The sequence below is a fragment of the Rhizobium atlanticum genome (assembly GCF_030182485.1).
Classification (GTDB): domain Bacteria; phylum Pseudomonadota; class Alphaproteobacteria; order Rhizobiales; family Rhizobiaceae; genus Rhizobium.
This window is the reverse complement of the sequence record NZ_JAQJCJ010000004.1, coordinates 79,320-94,346: the sequence shown is the minus strand read 5'-3', so window position 1 is coordinate 94,346 and position 15,027 is coordinate 79,320. Positions and strand designations below refer to the sequence as shown.

The 15,027-nt window shown below is 61.7% G+C and carries 17 protein-coding genes; 9 read left to right on the top strand and 8 right to left on the bottom strand.

Annotated elements, in window-relative coordinates; translation table 11 throughout:
- Positions 1 to 20: 20 nt before the first annotated feature.
- A complete protein-coding gene (locus PH551_RS07715; RefSeq protein ID WP_285192523.1) occupies positions 21 to 533 on the bottom strand; it encodes a MarR family winged helix-turn-helix transcriptional regulator in 513 nt (170 codons plus the stop codon).
- A gap of 85 nt (positions 534 to 618) precedes the next feature.
- Between PH551_RS07715 and PH551_RS07710 the strand changes: the two genes are divergently transcribed.
- The 4 genes from PH551_RS07710 (at position 619) to cysE (ending at position 4,627) form a co-directional block, all read left to right on the top strand.
- Complete coding sequence (locus tag PH551_RS07710; protein ID WP_285192522.1) at positions 619 to 1,407, top strand: creatininase family protein; 789 nt, start codon at positions 619 to 621, stop codon at positions 1,405 to 1,407.
- A gap of 145 nt (positions 1,408 to 1,552) precedes the next feature.
- Positions 1,553 to 2,641, top strand: a complete 1,089-nt coding sequence (locus PH551_RS07705; RefSeq protein WP_285192521.1) for a CobW family GTP-binding protein — start codon at positions 1,553 to 1,555, stop codon at positions 2,639 to 2,641.
- A complete protein-coding gene (locus PH551_RS07700; RefSeq protein ID WP_285192520.1) occupies positions 2,641 to 3,630 on the top strand; it encodes a WD40 repeat domain-containing protein in 990 nt (329 codons plus the stop codon). The genes PH551_RS07705 and PH551_RS07700 overlap by 1 nt, the downstream gene beginning before the upstream one ends.
- A 178-nt stretch (positions 3,631 to 3,808) precedes the next feature.
- Complete coding sequence (cysE, locus tag PH551_RS07695; protein WP_285192519.1) at positions 3,809 to 4,627, top strand: serine O-acetyltransferase; 819 nt, start codon at positions 3,809 to 3,811, stop codon at positions 4,625 to 4,627.
- Here the strand turns inward: cysE and PH551_RS07690 are convergent.
- From PH551_RS07690 to odc2, 3 genes are all read right to left on the bottom strand, one after another.
- Complete coding sequence (locus PH551_RS07690) at positions 4,624 to 5,727, bottom strand: serine hydrolase domain-containing protein (protein WP_285192518.1); 1,104 nt, start codon at positions 5,725 to 5,727, stop codon at positions 4,624 to 4,626. The genes cysE and PH551_RS07690 overlap by 4 nt on opposite strands.
- Before the next feature lie 191 nt (positions 5,728 to 5,918).
- Positions 5,919 to 6,509, bottom strand: coding sequence for a GNAT family N-acetyltransferase (locus PH551_RS07685; RefSeq protein ID WP_285192517.1), 591 nt, complete (start codon positions 6,507 to 6,509; stop codon positions 5,919 to 5,921).
- A gap of 96 nt (positions 6,510 to 6,605) precedes the next feature.
- A complete protein-coding gene (gene odc2, locus PH551_RS07680; protein ID WP_085779503.1) occupies positions 6,606 to 7,739 on the bottom strand; it encodes an ornithine/lysine decarboxylase in 1,134 nt (377 codons plus the stop codon).
- A gap of 532 nt (positions 7,740 to 8,271) precedes the next feature.
- Between odc2 and PH551_RS07675 the strand changes: the two genes are divergently transcribed.
- From PH551_RS07675 to PH551_RS07665, 3 genes are all read left to right on the top strand, one after another.
- Positions 8,272 to 9,165, top strand: a complete 894-nt coding sequence (locus tag PH551_RS07675; RefSeq protein ID WP_064805022.1) for a LysR family transcriptional regulator — start codon at positions 8,272 to 8,274, stop codon at positions 9,163 to 9,165.
- Positions 9,166 to 9,295: 130 nt separating this feature from the next.
- Positions 9,296 to 9,937 carry a DUF1007 family protein gene (locus tag PH551_RS07670; protein ID WP_097597208.1) on the top strand — a complete coding sequence of 214 codons (642 nt, stop codon included), beginning with the start codon at positions 9,296 to 9,298 and terminating at the stop codon, positions 9,935 to 9,937.
- Positions 9,931 to 11,007, top strand: coding sequence for a nickel/cobalt transporter (locus PH551_RS07665; protein WP_285192516.1), 1,077 nt, complete (start codon positions 9,931 to 9,933; stop codon positions 11,005 to 11,007). Before PH551_RS07670 ends, PH551_RS07665 begins: the two co-directional genes overlap by 7 nt.
- A gap of 1 nt (position 11,008) precedes the next feature.
- Here PH551_RS07665 and PH551_RS07660 read toward each other — a convergent pair whose 3' ends face one another.
- From PH551_RS07660 to PH551_RS07645, 4 genes are all read right to left on the bottom strand, one after another.
- Positions 11,009 to 11,215 carry a hypothetical protein gene (locus PH551_RS07660; protein WP_085779506.1) on the bottom strand — a complete coding sequence of 69 codons (207 nt, stop codon included), beginning with the start codon at positions 11,213 to 11,215 and terminating at the stop codon, positions 11,009 to 11,011.
- A complete protein-coding gene (locus tag PH551_RS07655) occupies positions 11,212 to 11,907 on the bottom strand; it encodes a GNAT family N-acetyltransferase (protein ID WP_085779507.1) in 696 nt (231 codons plus the stop codon). Before PH551_RS07655 ends, PH551_RS07660 begins: the two co-directional genes overlap by 4 nt.
- A gap of 75 nt (positions 11,908 to 11,982) precedes the next feature.
- Positions 11,983 to 12,702, bottom strand: a complete 720-nt coding sequence (locus PH551_RS07650; protein ID WP_285192515.1) for a tellurite resistance TerB family protein — start codon at positions 12,700 to 12,702, stop codon at positions 11,983 to 11,985.
- Positions 12,703 to 12,814: 112 nt separating this feature from the next.
- On the bottom strand, positions 12,815 to 13,453 hold the full coding sequence (locus PH551_RS07645; protein ID WP_085779509.1) for a 2-dehydro-3-deoxy-phosphogluconate aldolase: 639 nt from the start codon (positions 13,451 to 13,453) through the stop codon (positions 12,815 to 12,817).
- Between the two features lie 155 nt (positions 13,454 to 13,608).
- Here PH551_RS07645 and PH551_RS07640 point away from each other — a divergent pair, with 155 nt between their 5' ends.
- Positions 13,609 to 14,097 (top strand): CYTH domain-containing protein, encoded by a 489-nt coding sequence (locus tag PH551_RS07640; RefSeq protein ID WP_285192514.1) that lies wholly within the window; start codon positions 13,609 to 13,611, stop codon positions 14,095 to 14,097.
- Complete coding sequence (locus PH551_RS07635) at positions 14,075 to 14,983, top strand: CHAD domain-containing protein (RefSeq protein WP_285192513.1); 909 nt, start codon at positions 14,075 to 14,077, stop codon at positions 14,981 to 14,983. Before PH551_RS07640 ends, PH551_RS07635 begins: the two co-directional genes overlap by 23 nt.
- Positions 14,984 to 15,027 lie beyond the last annotated feature (44 nt).

Below are 15,027 nucleotides of genomic sequence, written 5' to 3'. Positions count from 1 at the left end.
TTCGTCTTTCAGGAGAAATTTCAGTCTTCGTCCGGTTCGTCGATAACGTGCGCTTCGGCTTGCAAATTGGCGTCGATCGCCTTCAGCAGGCGAACCAGATTGCGGATTTCCTTTTCTGAAAATTCCTGCGTCGCCAGTCTGTCACAGGCCGAGGCCGCCATTTCGATCGCCCGCACGCTGTCACGGCCGAGCGCAGTGAGATAGACCTTGGTGAGGCGCGCATCCTCGGCATCGGGCTTGCGCTCGAGAAAGCCCTGCGCCTCCATGCGGCCGATCGTCCGCGTCATCGTCGGCGCCTTAACCCCGAGCTTTTGCGCAAGGCCGCCCGCCGTCATACCGTCGCTCTCGGCAAGCGAGAGAATGACGCCGTCCTGGCCGGCATAGAGACCGCTTTCGAACAGGTTGCGCGAGAGCACCGTGCGCATCGAACGGGCCGCCTGGGTGAGCGCCGGAGAAAGATCGACGAGCGTGTACTCCGTCTGGTCCTTCTTCTTGGACTTGCTCTTCTTGCCGTCCTTATGCTTCTTTCCCATAGCCATCCCTTTGATCTTTAAGCCCCGACGCCGCTGCGATATGACATTGCCCATGATCTCGTCATAAACAAGAGGCAACGACCGGATGATGACGCCTTCGCCCCGCTTCGACGACAGCGGCTCGGTCCGTGCCTCCGGCGCAGGCCGCCCGATCGCCCTGCTGCCGCTCGGTGCCCATGAGCAGCATGGCCCTCACCTGCCCTTCGAAACCGACACGCTAATTGCCAATGGCATCGCCAGAAGATTGAAGAAGGCCCTGCCAGCCGGACTGTCGGTCACCTTCCTGCCCACCGAATCGGTCGGCTATTCCGTAGAACATATCGATGTTGAAGGAACGAAGACGCTCGCCTTCGACGAAGCGGTCAACCGCTGGCTCGGCATTGCCGAAGGGCTGGCGAAGAGAGACATTCGCAAATTCGTTATGCTGAACGCCCATGGCGGCAATTCGCCTCTGATATCGGTCGTCGCGACCGAGGCGCGGGTCCGCTTTGCCATGCTGGCGGTGGCGACGAGCTGGACCCGCTTCGGCCTGCCAGATGGCGTGATTGCGCCGGAGGAAAAAGCGATCGGCATCCATGGCGGCGATATCGAGACCTCGGTCATGCTGGCGCTTCACCCCGACAAGGTAGACATGGCAAAGGCTGAGGATTTTTCCTCGCGGCAGACGGAATTCGCCACCCGCTTCAAGCACCTGCGCGCCTACGGCCAGCATGCCTTCGGCTGGAAGATGTCGGACATTAACGAACAAGGCGTGGCTGGCAATGCCGCGGCTGCGACGGCCGAAAAGGGCGAGGCGTTGATTGCTCATGCGGTGAAGGGGCTGGTGGAACTTTTGGAGGATGTCGATGCATTCGACGTCGGCGAACTCCGTTGAAAAAGCGATCGTCTGCATCGGGCGGCGACGTGATCTTATAACATATAAAATCCTTTGAACTGCGGTGCCCATGCCATTATATGAGACCAACCGCTCAAAGGCCGATCCCTAGCCGTTCGGCCGTACGCCTAATTTAGAGGTTCTCATGACCGACGCGATCTCCACCCAGAAGCCTATTCCCGTCACCGTGCTCACAGGTTATCTCGGTGCCGGCAAGACGACCTTGCTCAACCGCATCCTCTCCGAAAACCACGGCAAGAAATATGCGGTCATCGTCAACGAGTTCGGCGAAATCGGCATCGATAACGACCTGATCGTCGAATCGGATGAAGAAATCTACGAGATGAACAATGGCTGCGTCTGTTGCACGGTGCGCGGCGACCTGATCCGCGTCGTCGAAGGTCTGATGCGCCGCCCCGGTCGTTTCGACGGCATCATCGTCGAGACGACGGGCCTTGCCGATCCGGTACCCGTCGCTCAGACTTTCTTCATGGACGACGACGTGCGAGCCAAGACCGAGCTCGACGCCGTCATCGCGCTTGTCGACGCCAAGCACCTGCCGCTGCGCCTGAAGGACAGCCGCGAGGCCGAGGACCAGATAGCCTTCGCCGATGTGGTCGTCATCAACAAGAGCGACCTCGTCACCGCGGAAGAACTGGATGTGATCGAAGACATCGTCCGCGCCATCAACCCGGCCGCCCGCGTCTACAAGACCAGCCGCTCCGGCGTCGACCTCGCCCGCGTGCTCGATCAGGGCGCCTTCAACCTGGAACGCGCACTCGAAAACGATCCGCATTTCCTGGAACACGACCATGACGACCACGTCTGCGGCCCGGACTGCGATCACGACCATCATCATCATGATCATGATCATCACCATGATCACCACGGGCACGATCATCATCATCATGGCGCCATGTCGGCGATCCACGATGTGACAGTGCAGTCGGTGTCGCTGCGCGGCGGCCAGATGAACCCCGAACGCTTCTTCCCCTGGATCCAGAAGATCACGCAGATGCAGGGCCCGAACATTCTTCGCCTCAAGGGCATCATCGCCTTCAAGGACGATCCCCAGCGTTACGTCGTCCAAGGCGTGCACATGATCATCGAGGGTGATCACCAGCGTCCGTGGAAGGAGGGCGAGAAGCATGAAAGCCGTCTCGTTTTCATCGGCCGCGATCTTGACCGCGAAAAACTCGAGGCTTCGTTCAAGGCCTGCGAGGCAGCTGCCTGATGCCGACAGTTGCACCGCTTGATCTCGACGGCCACGTTCTGGCCGTCGAATTTTTAGGTGATGTTCCCTTCTTCGCAAGCGCAAACGGCACGTTTCACCGGCTGGACGGCGGCGAGAGGGTTTCAGAAGCCCATCAGGGCATGCTCACCGCGATCCGCGATCCCTATAGCGACAGCCTGATCTCGGGCGGCGAGGACGGCAAAGTCCTGCGCGTCGCGGCGGACGGCAGCGTCTGCGAACTCGCGACCGCGCCGCGCAAATGGATCTCGCAGGTCGCGGCCGGCCCCCAAGGCGCCATCGCCTATTCCTACGGCAAAAGTTCGCTCGTGCGCCTTGCCGACGGCACGACCAAGGAATTCGCAGAGGAGCGCACGGTCGAAGCCATCGCCTTCGCGCCGAAGGGTCTGCGCATCGCCGCCGCCCGTTACAACGGCGTGTCGCTCCACTGGGTCGGCATGAGCGCCAAGCCGGTCGATCTCGAATGGAAAGGCGCGCATACCGGCGTGACCTTCTCGCCGGATGGCAATTTCCTCGTCACCTCGATGCAGGAAAACGCGCTGCACGGCTGGAAGCTCGACAGCAAGCCCGGCGCCGAGGCCCGGCACATGCGCATGACCGGCTATCCCGCCAAGGTGAAATCCCTCTCCTGGTCGATCAAGGGCAAATGGCTCGCCTCCTCGGGGGCGCCGGCTGCCATCGTCTGGCCTTTCCAAGGCAAGGACGGGCCGATGGGCAAGGCACCGCTGGAGCTCGGCACCCGCGCCAATATCATGGCGACCTCGGTGAAGTTCCATCCGCTGGAGGATATCCTCGCCATCGGCTTCGTCGACGGCATGATCCTCGCTGTACGCGTTGCCGACAACAAGGAAGCGCTGCTGCGCCGCCCCGGCAAGGGCGCGATTACAGCCATGAGCTGGAGCGCAAACGGCAAACTGCTGGCCTTCGCCTCCGAAGCCGGCGATTGCGGCGTTGTCGACATCTCGGCCTGAGCCCTTGGCGGCGCCTGAAATCGTCGCGCTTGGCGCTGCCCATATACGGGCGCCGGCTTAACCGAACTGGCTGGAAGATCGGATGCCAAAGCCTTAGAATACCGGACTTGTCGATCTTGCCTGGACGCATGAAGATCGGCGCAGCTATTGCCTGGCCGTGACTGACAGAGGAAATGCAATGCCGATATCGACCGGCCTCGGCTTGGCCGAGCAACAGCCGCAATCCTTGGACGGCGTATCCATCTGGGCCGTGATCCGCGCCGAGGCGGGCGAGCTTGCGGCGCGCGAGCCGATATTGCGGCGGCTGCTTGCCGAGCAGGTGACGGACGCTGCCGGCAGCCATGAGCTTCTCGCCCGCGTGCTGGCCGCGCGGCTCGCGGTGGCGCGAGTTGAAACGAGCGATCTGTTCGATCTCATCCTGTCCACGCTTGATAACGACATCATGCGAAAAGTCGAGGCCGATCTCGCCGCCGTGCGCGAGCGCGACCCGGCCTGCACGACATTTCTGCACGCGCTTCTGAACCTCAAGGGCTTTCATGCGCTGCAGACGCATCGCATCGCCCATGCGCTCTGGAGCGCAGGCCGCCCAGAGATCGCCACCTGGCTCGCCAATCTCGCCTCGCTGGTCTTCGGCCCCGATATCCATCCGGCAGCGCGGATCGGCGCTGCCATCATGCTCGACCACGGCTCCGGCATCGTCATCGGCGAAACGGCTGTCATCGAGGATGAAGTATCGATCCTGCAGAACGTCACGCTCGGCGGCACCGGCAAAGAGACGGGCGACCGTCATCCGAAGATCCGCCACGGCGTTATGATCGGCGCAGGCGCTAAGATTCTCGGCAATATCGAAATCGGTGCCTTCAGCAAGATCGCCGCCGGCAGCGTCGTGCTGAAGCCGGTCCCCGAACATTGCACGGTCGCCGGCGTTCCGGCCACTGTCGTGCGCATCCACCGCGGCGATGAGATCCCGGCCGAGACGATGGATCAGAATATTTAAGCTTTCGGGAGACCCCTCGTTTCGCCATGGGGCCTGGTTTGCCAGAATCCTTCGATTTCGGCCCGCCGCTGCGGTGAAGCCGCCCGCACTGCGCCAATGATGTCGGCCAGCAAACCATGCAGCAGATCCCGGTAGCCGTTTCGGGCCGAGGGACCGCTCTCTTCGGACGTCATGACGACGGTCAGATCGAGCGCCGGCACGATGTAGAGCATCTGGCCGCCATAACCCCAGGCGAAATGCACCTGCTCGCCGCCGATTTCACGCGTGAACCAGCCATAGCCATATTCGTCGCCGGAGAAGCGCGAATTGGTGCGATGCTGCCACGATTGCGCGATCCAGTCGGCAGGCACCACCTGCACTCCCTGCGTCGTACGCCCGCCATTGCGATAAAGTTCGCCAAAGGCAAGCAGGGACCGGGCGCTCATTGCCATCTGATTGCCACCGAGATAGATGCCCTGTGGGTCGCGCTCCCATGCGCCGATGCGGAAACCCTCGACCGGGCCGAGCCATTCGCGCGCCAGCGCCAGGGTCGACCGGCCGCTGACTTTGGTCAGAATGGCCGAAAGCAGATGCGTGGATGCGGTGGAATAGAGCATCTCCCTGCCGGGCTGATCGACGAAAGGCTGCGAGAGCGCAAAGCGCACCCAGTTGCGCGAGGAGACCCAGCGGCCATAATTCGGCCCGGACATACGGTCGAGCCCCGCCTGCATGGAGAGAAGATTGCCGATGGTGATGTCGTTGAGGCGCGGGTCGGGCGATGAGGGAAGATCGGCCTTCAGGATCGGCGCGATCTTCTGGTCCGGCCCAGCAAGCAGTCCTCTGTCGATCGCGATACCGACGAGGGACGAAATGATCGATTTCGAAGCGGATTTGATATTGGTCGATTCCGACGGCGAATGACCACGGAAGCCGCGTTCGATGAGCACGCGTCCGTCGCGAGCGACGACCACCGTCTTGAGCGGCCGCAGCGCCGGATCGCTCGCCGCTTGGTCGAGCCGCGGACCAAGCCCGGCGGCGGACGCCGTGCTCTGGGCGGACGCCAGGCCTGTTGCGCCAAACGGCAGGCAGAAGAAAAGGAGAAGGGAAAAAATACGGCTCATGCGGCCGAAGATAGGATATCGCCGCAGTATCTTCGCGTGCCCATGGCACTTTTCACGCGATCGTGTCTGCTGGTGAGCCGCTACCTGCGCCTCATCCTCTCGGCTGGAAAGACAATCCGCGCCGCAACCACGACAGGGGCGCGGATAATACCGGGAGGGAAAATTCCCTATCCCACCGGCGGGCGCGCAGCTCAAGTTGCGCGGCGAACCGGCGCGCTGGCCAGCATGCGTCCCGAGGGAACGATCATGCCGGCCGCGCCGTCAAGCCAGCCTTCGGTGAGCTCAAGCGCGAGAAAGCGCGAACGTTCGAACGGACCTGGCATGACAAGATGGCGTGCCTTTTCGGCGAAGAAGCCGAAACGCTCATAATAGGCGGCATCGCCGACAAGCAGGACGGCGCCATGCCCGCGGTTCTTCGCCTCGAGAATTGCCGCGCGCATCAGGGCCGAGCCGACGCCCTTGCCGCCGTGACGGCAATCGACGGCCAGGGGGCCGAGCAGCAGCGCGTTGATCGGCGTGCCTTCGGCGTTGACGCCGGCCTCGACGTTCCAGAGCCGTACCGTGCCGATCAGATGGCCGTCGCGATCACGCGCGACCAGCGCAAGTCCTTCGGCCGGAATGCGGTTGCGACGGATTTTCTCCGACGATTTCTTGCGGCGGTCAGTGCCCATGACGCGATCGAGCAGGTTTTCACGCGCGACGACATCCGACGGATTTTCGGCGTCGATGGTGAAAATGGAGGGCGCAAAGAATGCGCGGACAGAATCAAGAACAGCGGCCATCGTGGCCTCTCGCACTCAAAACCGTTTCAGACGGTGACTTCGGAGAATTGTGGATTTGCCGCCCCGGCTGGTTACGGGACTAGCAGAAACAAGACCTTAGATGACGTAGGCCTTCAGCGGCTCGAAGCCGTTAAAAGCGACTGCCGAGTAGGTCGTCGTATAAGCGCCGGTGCCTTCGATCAGCACCTCGTCGCCGATCGTCAGAGACAGCGGCAGCGGATAGAGGTTCTTTTCATACAGCACGTCGGCCGAGTCGCAGGTCGGGCCGGCGATCACGCAGGGCTCCATCTCGTCGCCGTCGCGCTCGGTGCGGATCGGGTAACGGATGGCCTCGTCCATGGTTTCGGCGAGACCGCCGAACTTGCCGATGTCGAGGAAGACCCAGCGGGCGTCGTCATTGTCCGACTTCTTGGAGATCAGCACGACTTCCGCCTTGATGACACCGGCATTGCCGACCATGCCGCGACCCGGCTCGATGATCGTCTGCGGGATCTGGTTGCCGAAATGCGTCCGCAGCGCCTGGTAGATCGACTTGCCGTAAGCTTCCGCGGACGGAACGTCACGCAGATACTTGGTCGGGAAGCCGCCGCCCATGTTGACCATTTGCAGGTGGATGCCCTGCTTGGCCAGTTGCACGAAGACACGCTTGGCATCGGCAAGAGCCGAATCCCAGGCATCGACCTTGGTCATCTGCGAACCGACATGGAAGGAGACGCCGTAGGACTGCAGGCCGAGCTGATGAGCGTAGACGAGAACGTCGACGGCCATCTGCGGAACGCAGCCGAACTTGCGCGACAGCGGCCATTCGGCGCCCTCGCCATCGGTGAGCACCCGGCAGAAGACGCGGGCGCCGGGAGCGGCGCGCGAGATCTTCTCGACTTCCTCGTGGCTGTCGACCGCAAAGAGGCTGACGCCGAGCGCGTGCGCGCGAGCAACGTCACGCTCCTTCTTGATCGTGTTGCCATAGGAGATGCGGGCAGCAGTCGCACCGGCTTCGAGCGCCATTTCGATTTCGGCAACGGATGCGCAATCGAAATTGGAGCCGAGGCCTGCGAGCAGCTTCAGCACTTCCGGAGCCGGGTTGGCCTTGACGGCGTAGTAAATGGCGCTATCCGGCATGGCGTGACGGAAGGCGTGGAAATTGTCTCTGATAACATCGAGGTCAACCACGAGGCAGGGACCGTCGGGACGTCGGGTTGCGAGAAAGTCGCGGATGCGCTGGGTGGTCATTTCAGTTCCCTCTTCCAAATTCCAGAGCTCCGGCAGGAACCGGAGGACAAAGGGCATACGAGAACTCGCATTGGAACCAGCCGGTGGAGACCCCGGAACCATAGCAAGCGCTCGATGCGCGGATAGTGAACCAACGCCGCGGACGCGGTGTAAGTTCGGCTTTGTCTGCCATGGATTGGAGGGAGAGTCCCAACCGCACTTCCGGCAATGATGGTGTGCCTCTTCAGTAACCCCCACTGATGGAAAGCAGGGAGAGAACAAAAAGGCCCGCACCGTCGTTGCTTCAGGCGTCCTCGCATTTTCCGGTTGGCCGGAATAGCGACTGGAGGGGTTAATTCCAGGTACCTTACCGATTTCCTCACCAATTCGAGGGTTCGGCGGACACCCATGGGCACGTGCGACTTTGGGCTGACTGGGAGATAAGAATATTCGCCTTCATAATCAAGCGATTTTTTGATCCTGTGGGCAAAAAAATAATTGAACAGGACGGGCCAATTTGTTCAATGTTCCGAAACAGTTCTAGGAAAGCACTATGGATACCTTGACGCGCATACGCGCCTTCATCGATGTCGTCGAGGCTGAGGGCTTTTCCGCCGCCGCCAGGCGCACCGGCCGCTCAAAGGCGCTGCTGTCGAAATATGTGCGTGAACTGGAAGACGAGCTCGGCGCACTGCTGCTCAACCGCACCACCCGGCAGTTCTCCATGACGGAGGCCGGCCACACCTATTATCGCAGCGCCTCCGATATTTTGAAGGAGATCGACAACCTTGCCGATCTCGTGCGCGAAAACAATGCACAGCTGAAGGGACGATTGCGCGTCTCCGTCCCCCGCACCTTCGTCGACGCCGACGTCGGCCAGTCGCTGATCGATTTCGCCGGCGAGAACCCGGACCTTTCGCTGGAGATTGCCGCCGACGACCGGTTCGTCGACCTGATCGAGGAAGGGTTTGACGTGGCGATCCGCATCAGCAAGCTCGAAGATTCCGGCATGATCGCCCGCAAGATCTCCGATTTCCGCGTCCACCTCTGCGCCACCCCGGATTTTCTCGAGCGCCATCCCGATCTCGAGCATCCAAGCGACATTTCCAATCTTCCCTTTATCGTCGATACCAATTCGCGCACCCAGGGCAGCATCCGCTTCCACAATCCTGACAACACAACCTTCGCCGTCGCCGTCTCCGGGCCGATCGAGGTCAACAGCCCGCACGCGACGCTGCGCGCTGCCCTCGCCGGCATCGGCATCGCCCTTATTCCCGATTTCATCGCCCGCAAGCCGATCGAAAGTGGCGAGCTGGTGACGCTATTCAACGATTACATCCCGACCGACCGCGGCATCTACGCCGTCTATCCGCACCGTCGATACCTGCCGGCCAAGGTGAGGATCTTTGTCGATTACCTGCACAATTGGTTCAAGAAGCATCCTTGAGATCTGCACGGCAGGACCTGTCCGGTCGGACGATGGAGCGGTGCTGATGGGGACTCACCGACAAACCGGTCCCAATTCCGTCCCAATTTCTGGCAAGAACTCGGGTCGAGCGAATAAGGCAGCGGGACGCATGAACAAATCCATACCATTGATCACCGCGCTTCTTTCGCTGGCGCCGGCCGCCGCCTTTGCGCATCCGCACATCTTCGTGGAGGCGCGGCTCGAAGTCGTGGCCGGCGCTGACGGCAGCGTCGAAGAACTGCGTAATGTCTGGCGCTTTGACGAGGTCTTTTCCTCCTCGGTCGTCATGGATTTCGACAAGAACACCGATCTGAAGCTGGAGCCGAACGAACTCGCGCAGGTCGGCAAAACGGTGAAGCAATCGCTTGCCGATTACGATTATTACATGAACCTGACGATCAACGGGAAGAGCATCACCGTCCAGCAGCCGGACATCATCCATGTCGACTATAAGAACGGCCAGCTCCTGATGTTCTTTGCGGTCAAGCCGGCGGAGAAGATGCCGCTCAAGGGCAGGCTTACCTTCGGCGTCTACGATCCGACGCTCTATACGTCGATTGATTTTCCCACAGACAACGAGCTGGCAACGGTGGGCGACGGCTTCAAGGCCTGCAAACACCAGGTGGTAAGGCCGGATGCCGACGAGGTGATCTCGCAAAACAAGCAGTCGCTGACGGACGCCTTCTTCAACGACCCCACCGGCACCAACATGTCCAAACTCTTCGCCACACGGCTGGAGCTCACATGCTGATCAAACGCCCGTCCCTCATCCTTTCCGCAGCACTGCTCGCGCTCCTGACGGCGGCAAGCCTCGCCCACGCGCAATCGCCGCTCGGCATCGGCACGGCCGAACCGAGTTTTCAACCGACAGGCGGACCGTTTGCGCCGCTTTTGCTCTACGTGAACTATGAACAGCAGGCCTTCTACAGGGCGCTGACTGGTGCGCTGAAGGGCATGCGCGAAGATCCGTGGCAGCTGACATCGCTGATCGGCCTTTCCTTCGCCTACGGCGTCTTCCATGCCGCCGGCCCCGGTCACGGCAAGGCGGTCATCTCCTCCTACATGATCGCCAACGAGGTCGAGCTGAAGCGCGGCGTGGTTATTTCCTTCATTTCGGCTTTCATTCAGGGCGTCGTCGCCATGGCGCTGGTCGGCGGCGCCTGGCTGGTGCTGCGCGGCACCGGGATTACGCTGACGACAGCCACTCATGCCATGGAAATCATGAGCTTCATCATGGTCATCCTCTTCGGTGGCTGGCTACTGTTCCGCAAACTGCGTTCGATGGCAAGCCATCTGCCGCGCCGCCGGCTGGTGGCGACGTCGGCCGGTCCGGTGTCCATGATGCTGGAATGGAAGGATAACGCAGCCGAACGCCAGTCCTATGCCTTCAACGGCAAGGCGCAGGCCGTGAACGCCGGCCACAGCTTCGTTCCCGGCATGGCCTGCGAGACCTGCGGCAATACGCACGTGCCCGATCCGGCCCTGCTCGCCGGCGACAGGTTCAGCGCTCGAGAGGCCTGGTCGGCGATCGTAGCCGTCGGCCTTCGACCCTGCTCCGGAGCTTTGCTTGTCATGACGTTCTCGCTGCTGAACGGCCTCTATCTCGGCGGCGCGCTTTCGGTCGCTGCCATGTCGCTCGGCACCGCGATCACGGTTTCCGTGCTCGCGACGCTTGCCGTCACCGCCAAGAGTGCGGCGGTCCGCCTCTCCGGACGCGGCTCGACGGCTTCCGTCTGGGTTGGCAACGCCATTGAAATCCTCGGCGCCCTGCTTGTCGTCCTGATGGGCGCCGTCCTGCTCGGCGCCTCCCTGCAAGGGTAGACTATTTTCCTCTGTGGCGCTGATAGCGCGCCCGCAGCCAGAAGACCGCAAAAAACGCCATGATCAGGCAGAAGCCGACTGTAATCCCCAGCGTCGGCGAGAAATTGCCGATCCATAGAACGATGGTCGGCAGAAAATAGAGGACGATGCCCGCGCCGAGCAGGATGACAGCGGCGGCGATCGCCTGCGAGCGGCTTTCCGGGCTCACGCGAGCCTTTCCTTTTCCAGATCCGCACGAATATCCTGCAGGCGGCGGATCTGTTTGCCGGCCGCGTCAAAATTTTCGGGCGAAAGCCAGGCCTCGAAAGCATCGTTGATCAGCGGCCATTCGGCGTCGATCATCGAGAACCAGGCGGTGTCGCGATTGCGATGCTTGGAGATCATGTGCTGACGGAACACCCCTTCAAAGCTGAAGCCGTAGCGCAATGCCGTCGCCTTGCTCGCCTCGTTCTTGTTGTCGCATTTCCATTCGTAGCGGCGATAGCCGAGATCCTCGAAAACATGTTTGGCCATCAGGTAATGCGCTTCGGTGGACAGCGGCGAACGGCTCATCTCGGGACCATGAGCCACGCCACCGATTTCGACGACGCCGTTTGCCGGGTCGGCGCGCATGTAGTTCGCCATGCCGACGACCTTGCCTGTGGCGTTGTCACGGAAGATATGGGTGAGCCAGCCGGACTTGGTGTCGACGCTTTCCAGCCAGTTGGCGAAATCCTCGATACCGGAGAAGTCGTCTTGCGCGAAATAAAGAAGCAGCCGGTTGATGCCCATGCCGCCGAGCCCGTCCCACAGCGCCTCGAGATGTTCTTCGCGACGATAGGGCTCGACCGTGACGAAACGGCCTTTCAGCGTAACCGGCTTCGGCGCCGGGCAGCCCTTGAAATTTGCAAGATCGCGCATGTTCACTCCCCTATTCCAGAGCCTTCCCCGGGAGGGGATAGGCCAGTCGCCCGATAAAGGCAACCGGCCTGGATGTCACTGTGACAAGGTCGTCTTGGCGGATGACACCGTCGCCTCGATATGGTCGACCAGCTGATCGCCGAGGCCGAGTCGCCCCGCAAGCAGATCGAGATAACCGCGCTCGGCGCGCGAATCCGGATCGATGGTCAGCCGCGAAGCGGTGTAGAGCTCGACGCGCTGTTCTTCCGTGACCGCCGCAGCTACGAGCGCGTCGATATCCGTCGGTGACGCAAGTTCGCCCTCGATGAAAGCGGCGACCTCGCCGCTGACGTCAGCGGCCTTGATCTTGTCCATGATCAGGGCGCGTTCGGCGTCGTCGATATGGCCGTCGGCCTTGGCTGCGGCGATCATCGCCCGGATCAGCACCAGCACGAATTCGTTGCTGCCAGCAGGCGATGCCGGTCCGAAACCGGATTCGACGGGCGGCGGCAGGAGCACCGGATTGTTTGCCGACGGCGCATCCGAGGGGGCCGCGGGCGCTTGGCCCGACTGATAGTTCTTGTAAGCCTGATAGCCGAGGCCGGCGATAGCGGCAAGACCGCCGATCGCCAATGCATTGCCGGCGATACTGCGACCGGCCTTGGTGCCGAGAAGCACGGCTGCGATCGCGCCGGTCTTCATCGGATTGTTCTTTGCCGTCTGCATGGCCTCGCCCGCCCTGTCGCGGACTGAACCGCCGAGACCCGGCACCTGCGAACCCAAGAACTGGTCGAGAAGCTTCTTTGCGTCGAACATTCCTCGTCGTCTCCCTGTTTGAGGCCGGAGGAGAACATAGGTTTGCGACGGCTGAAATACAAATATTGGGCGTGGGGACTGTGCCTGGCGCTCATACCCCGCCCATGCAACCTCAGGCCTTCAGCGCGGCGGCCTCAGCCGCAAGCTTGGTAATGCCGGTCCAGTCGCCGGCTGCGACCAGTTCCTTTGGCGCAACCCACGAACCGCCGACACACACGACGTTCGGCAGCGAAAGATAATCCCTGGCGTTCTTCAGCGAAATGCTGCCGGTCGGGCAGAACAGCGTGCCGGCGAGCGGCGAAGAGAGTGCCTTGAGATAAGCGGCGCCCCCGGCCTGCTCAGCCGGAAAGAACTTCAGCACCTGATAGCCTTCCTCACGCAGCGCCATGACTTCGCTGGCGGTCGCAGCTCCCGGAAGCAGCGGCACGTCGGAATCGGCGGCGGCATCAATCAGCTCCTGCGTCGTGCCCGGGCTGACGATGAACTTCGAGCCGGCCTCGACAGCCGCTTCCCAATGGGCGGCATTCAGGATGGTGCCGGCGCCGACTTCGGCGCCCTCGACCTCGGCGGCGACGGCGCGCACGGCCTCGAGTGCCGCCGGCGTGCGCATTGTGATCTCGATTGCTTTCAGGCCGCCTGCGACGAGCGCGCGGGCCAGCGGCACCGCCGACCTGGCATCGTCAACGATCAGGACCGGAACGACCGGCTGGAGTTTCAGGATGGAAAGGAGCTTCTCTGTTTTCTCGCCCATGGTCGCACGACCTCCTTGAAACGATTGAAATTTGCATTCCGAATAACGCCCTCGCCGAACCTTGTCGAGATAAAACCCGGCTGCGTGAGAAGAAGGGTATGAAATGCCTGGAAATTGGTCTACCGTGCGGCGATCGTCACAAAAGGTTCACCGACATGGCGAAAGAGATCGAGCGGAAGTTTCTTGTACGCGGCGATGGATGGCGTCCCGCCGTCGAGAGCAAGTTTGTCCTGAGACAGGGTTACATCGCCTCGATGGACGACCGTTCCGTTCGCGTTCGCATCCTCGACGGCAGGAAAGCGAAGCTGACGATCAAGATTGGCCGCAGTGCCATCACCCGTGACGAATTCGAATATGACATCCCGATTGCCGATGCCGAGGAGCTGTTGCAGAGCGCGATCGGCGTCGTCATCGAGAAGACGCGCTACCGCGTCCCGCATCAAGGCTTCGTCTGGGAAGTCGACGTCTTTGCCGGTGAGCATCGCGGACTGGTGATTGCCGAAGTGGAGATGACGGCAGAAACTGACAAACCCGTCCTGCCCGCCTGGCTTGGCCGCGAAGTGACCGGCGATTTCCGCTACTCCAACCAGGCCCTTGCCACAGAATACGGGCACGACAGGCATGGCCTATCGCATTCGGCCTGACGCCGATTTCACCGAGGCATTCAGGAGCGTCGCGACTGAGCAGCTGGAAGGTGCCATTACCTTTCTCGAAGAGCGGCCGGACGGTGCGCACGAGGCGATCCATTCCTTCCGAAAAAACCTGAAGCGATTGCGCTCGCTCTACCGGCTCGTCGCGCGCGAGGTGCCGGATTTCCAGAAACAGGAAAATGCAAGACTGCGTGATGCCGCGCGCTCGCTTTCGGCAATCCGCGACGCTGCCGCGCTCATCGGCACCGCCCAATATTTGCAGCATTCAGCCCGCGGGCAAGAGGAAAGCGAGGCGCTCGGCCGGATCGTCACCATTCTCGAGGGGCGCCGCGACTGGATGGCGGAGGCCGAGAGCGGCCTGCAACGGCGGCTGATAGAAGCCCCAGTCGTGCTGAAGGATGCAATCGCGGCTTTGGATGGCATTTCCTTCGATGGCAGCCACCGCAAGAACGCACGCATGCTGGCGAAGAGCTGGCGCCGCACCGCGCGCAAGGCCAAGGCGGCACTTGCCAGATGCCACGGCGATGCATCAGCCGGGGATTTCCATGATCTGCGCAAACGCTCCTATGATTATCGGCTCTACCACGCTCTTTTGCGCGACATCTGGCCGACCGCGATGAAGGCCAAGAGCGATGCGGCCAAGGAACTGGTCGAGGATCTCGGCCACATCCATGACCTTGCCGTACTCTGTGAGCTGGTCGAAGCCGAGCCGCAGCTCTTCACCCGCAACGACGATCTAGCGCATCTTCTTGACGCGATCATCTTCCGCCAGCAGGAAGACCGGCGGCACGCCCTCCTCAAAGCCGAAACCGTCTTCGCCGATGATCCCGATGAGGAATCGGAGCGTATCGAGCTTCTCTGGCTGACGGCTGCGAATTGAGCGATGGGCAGGCGCGATCCTGAAGACGGTAGGCCGCCTGCGCG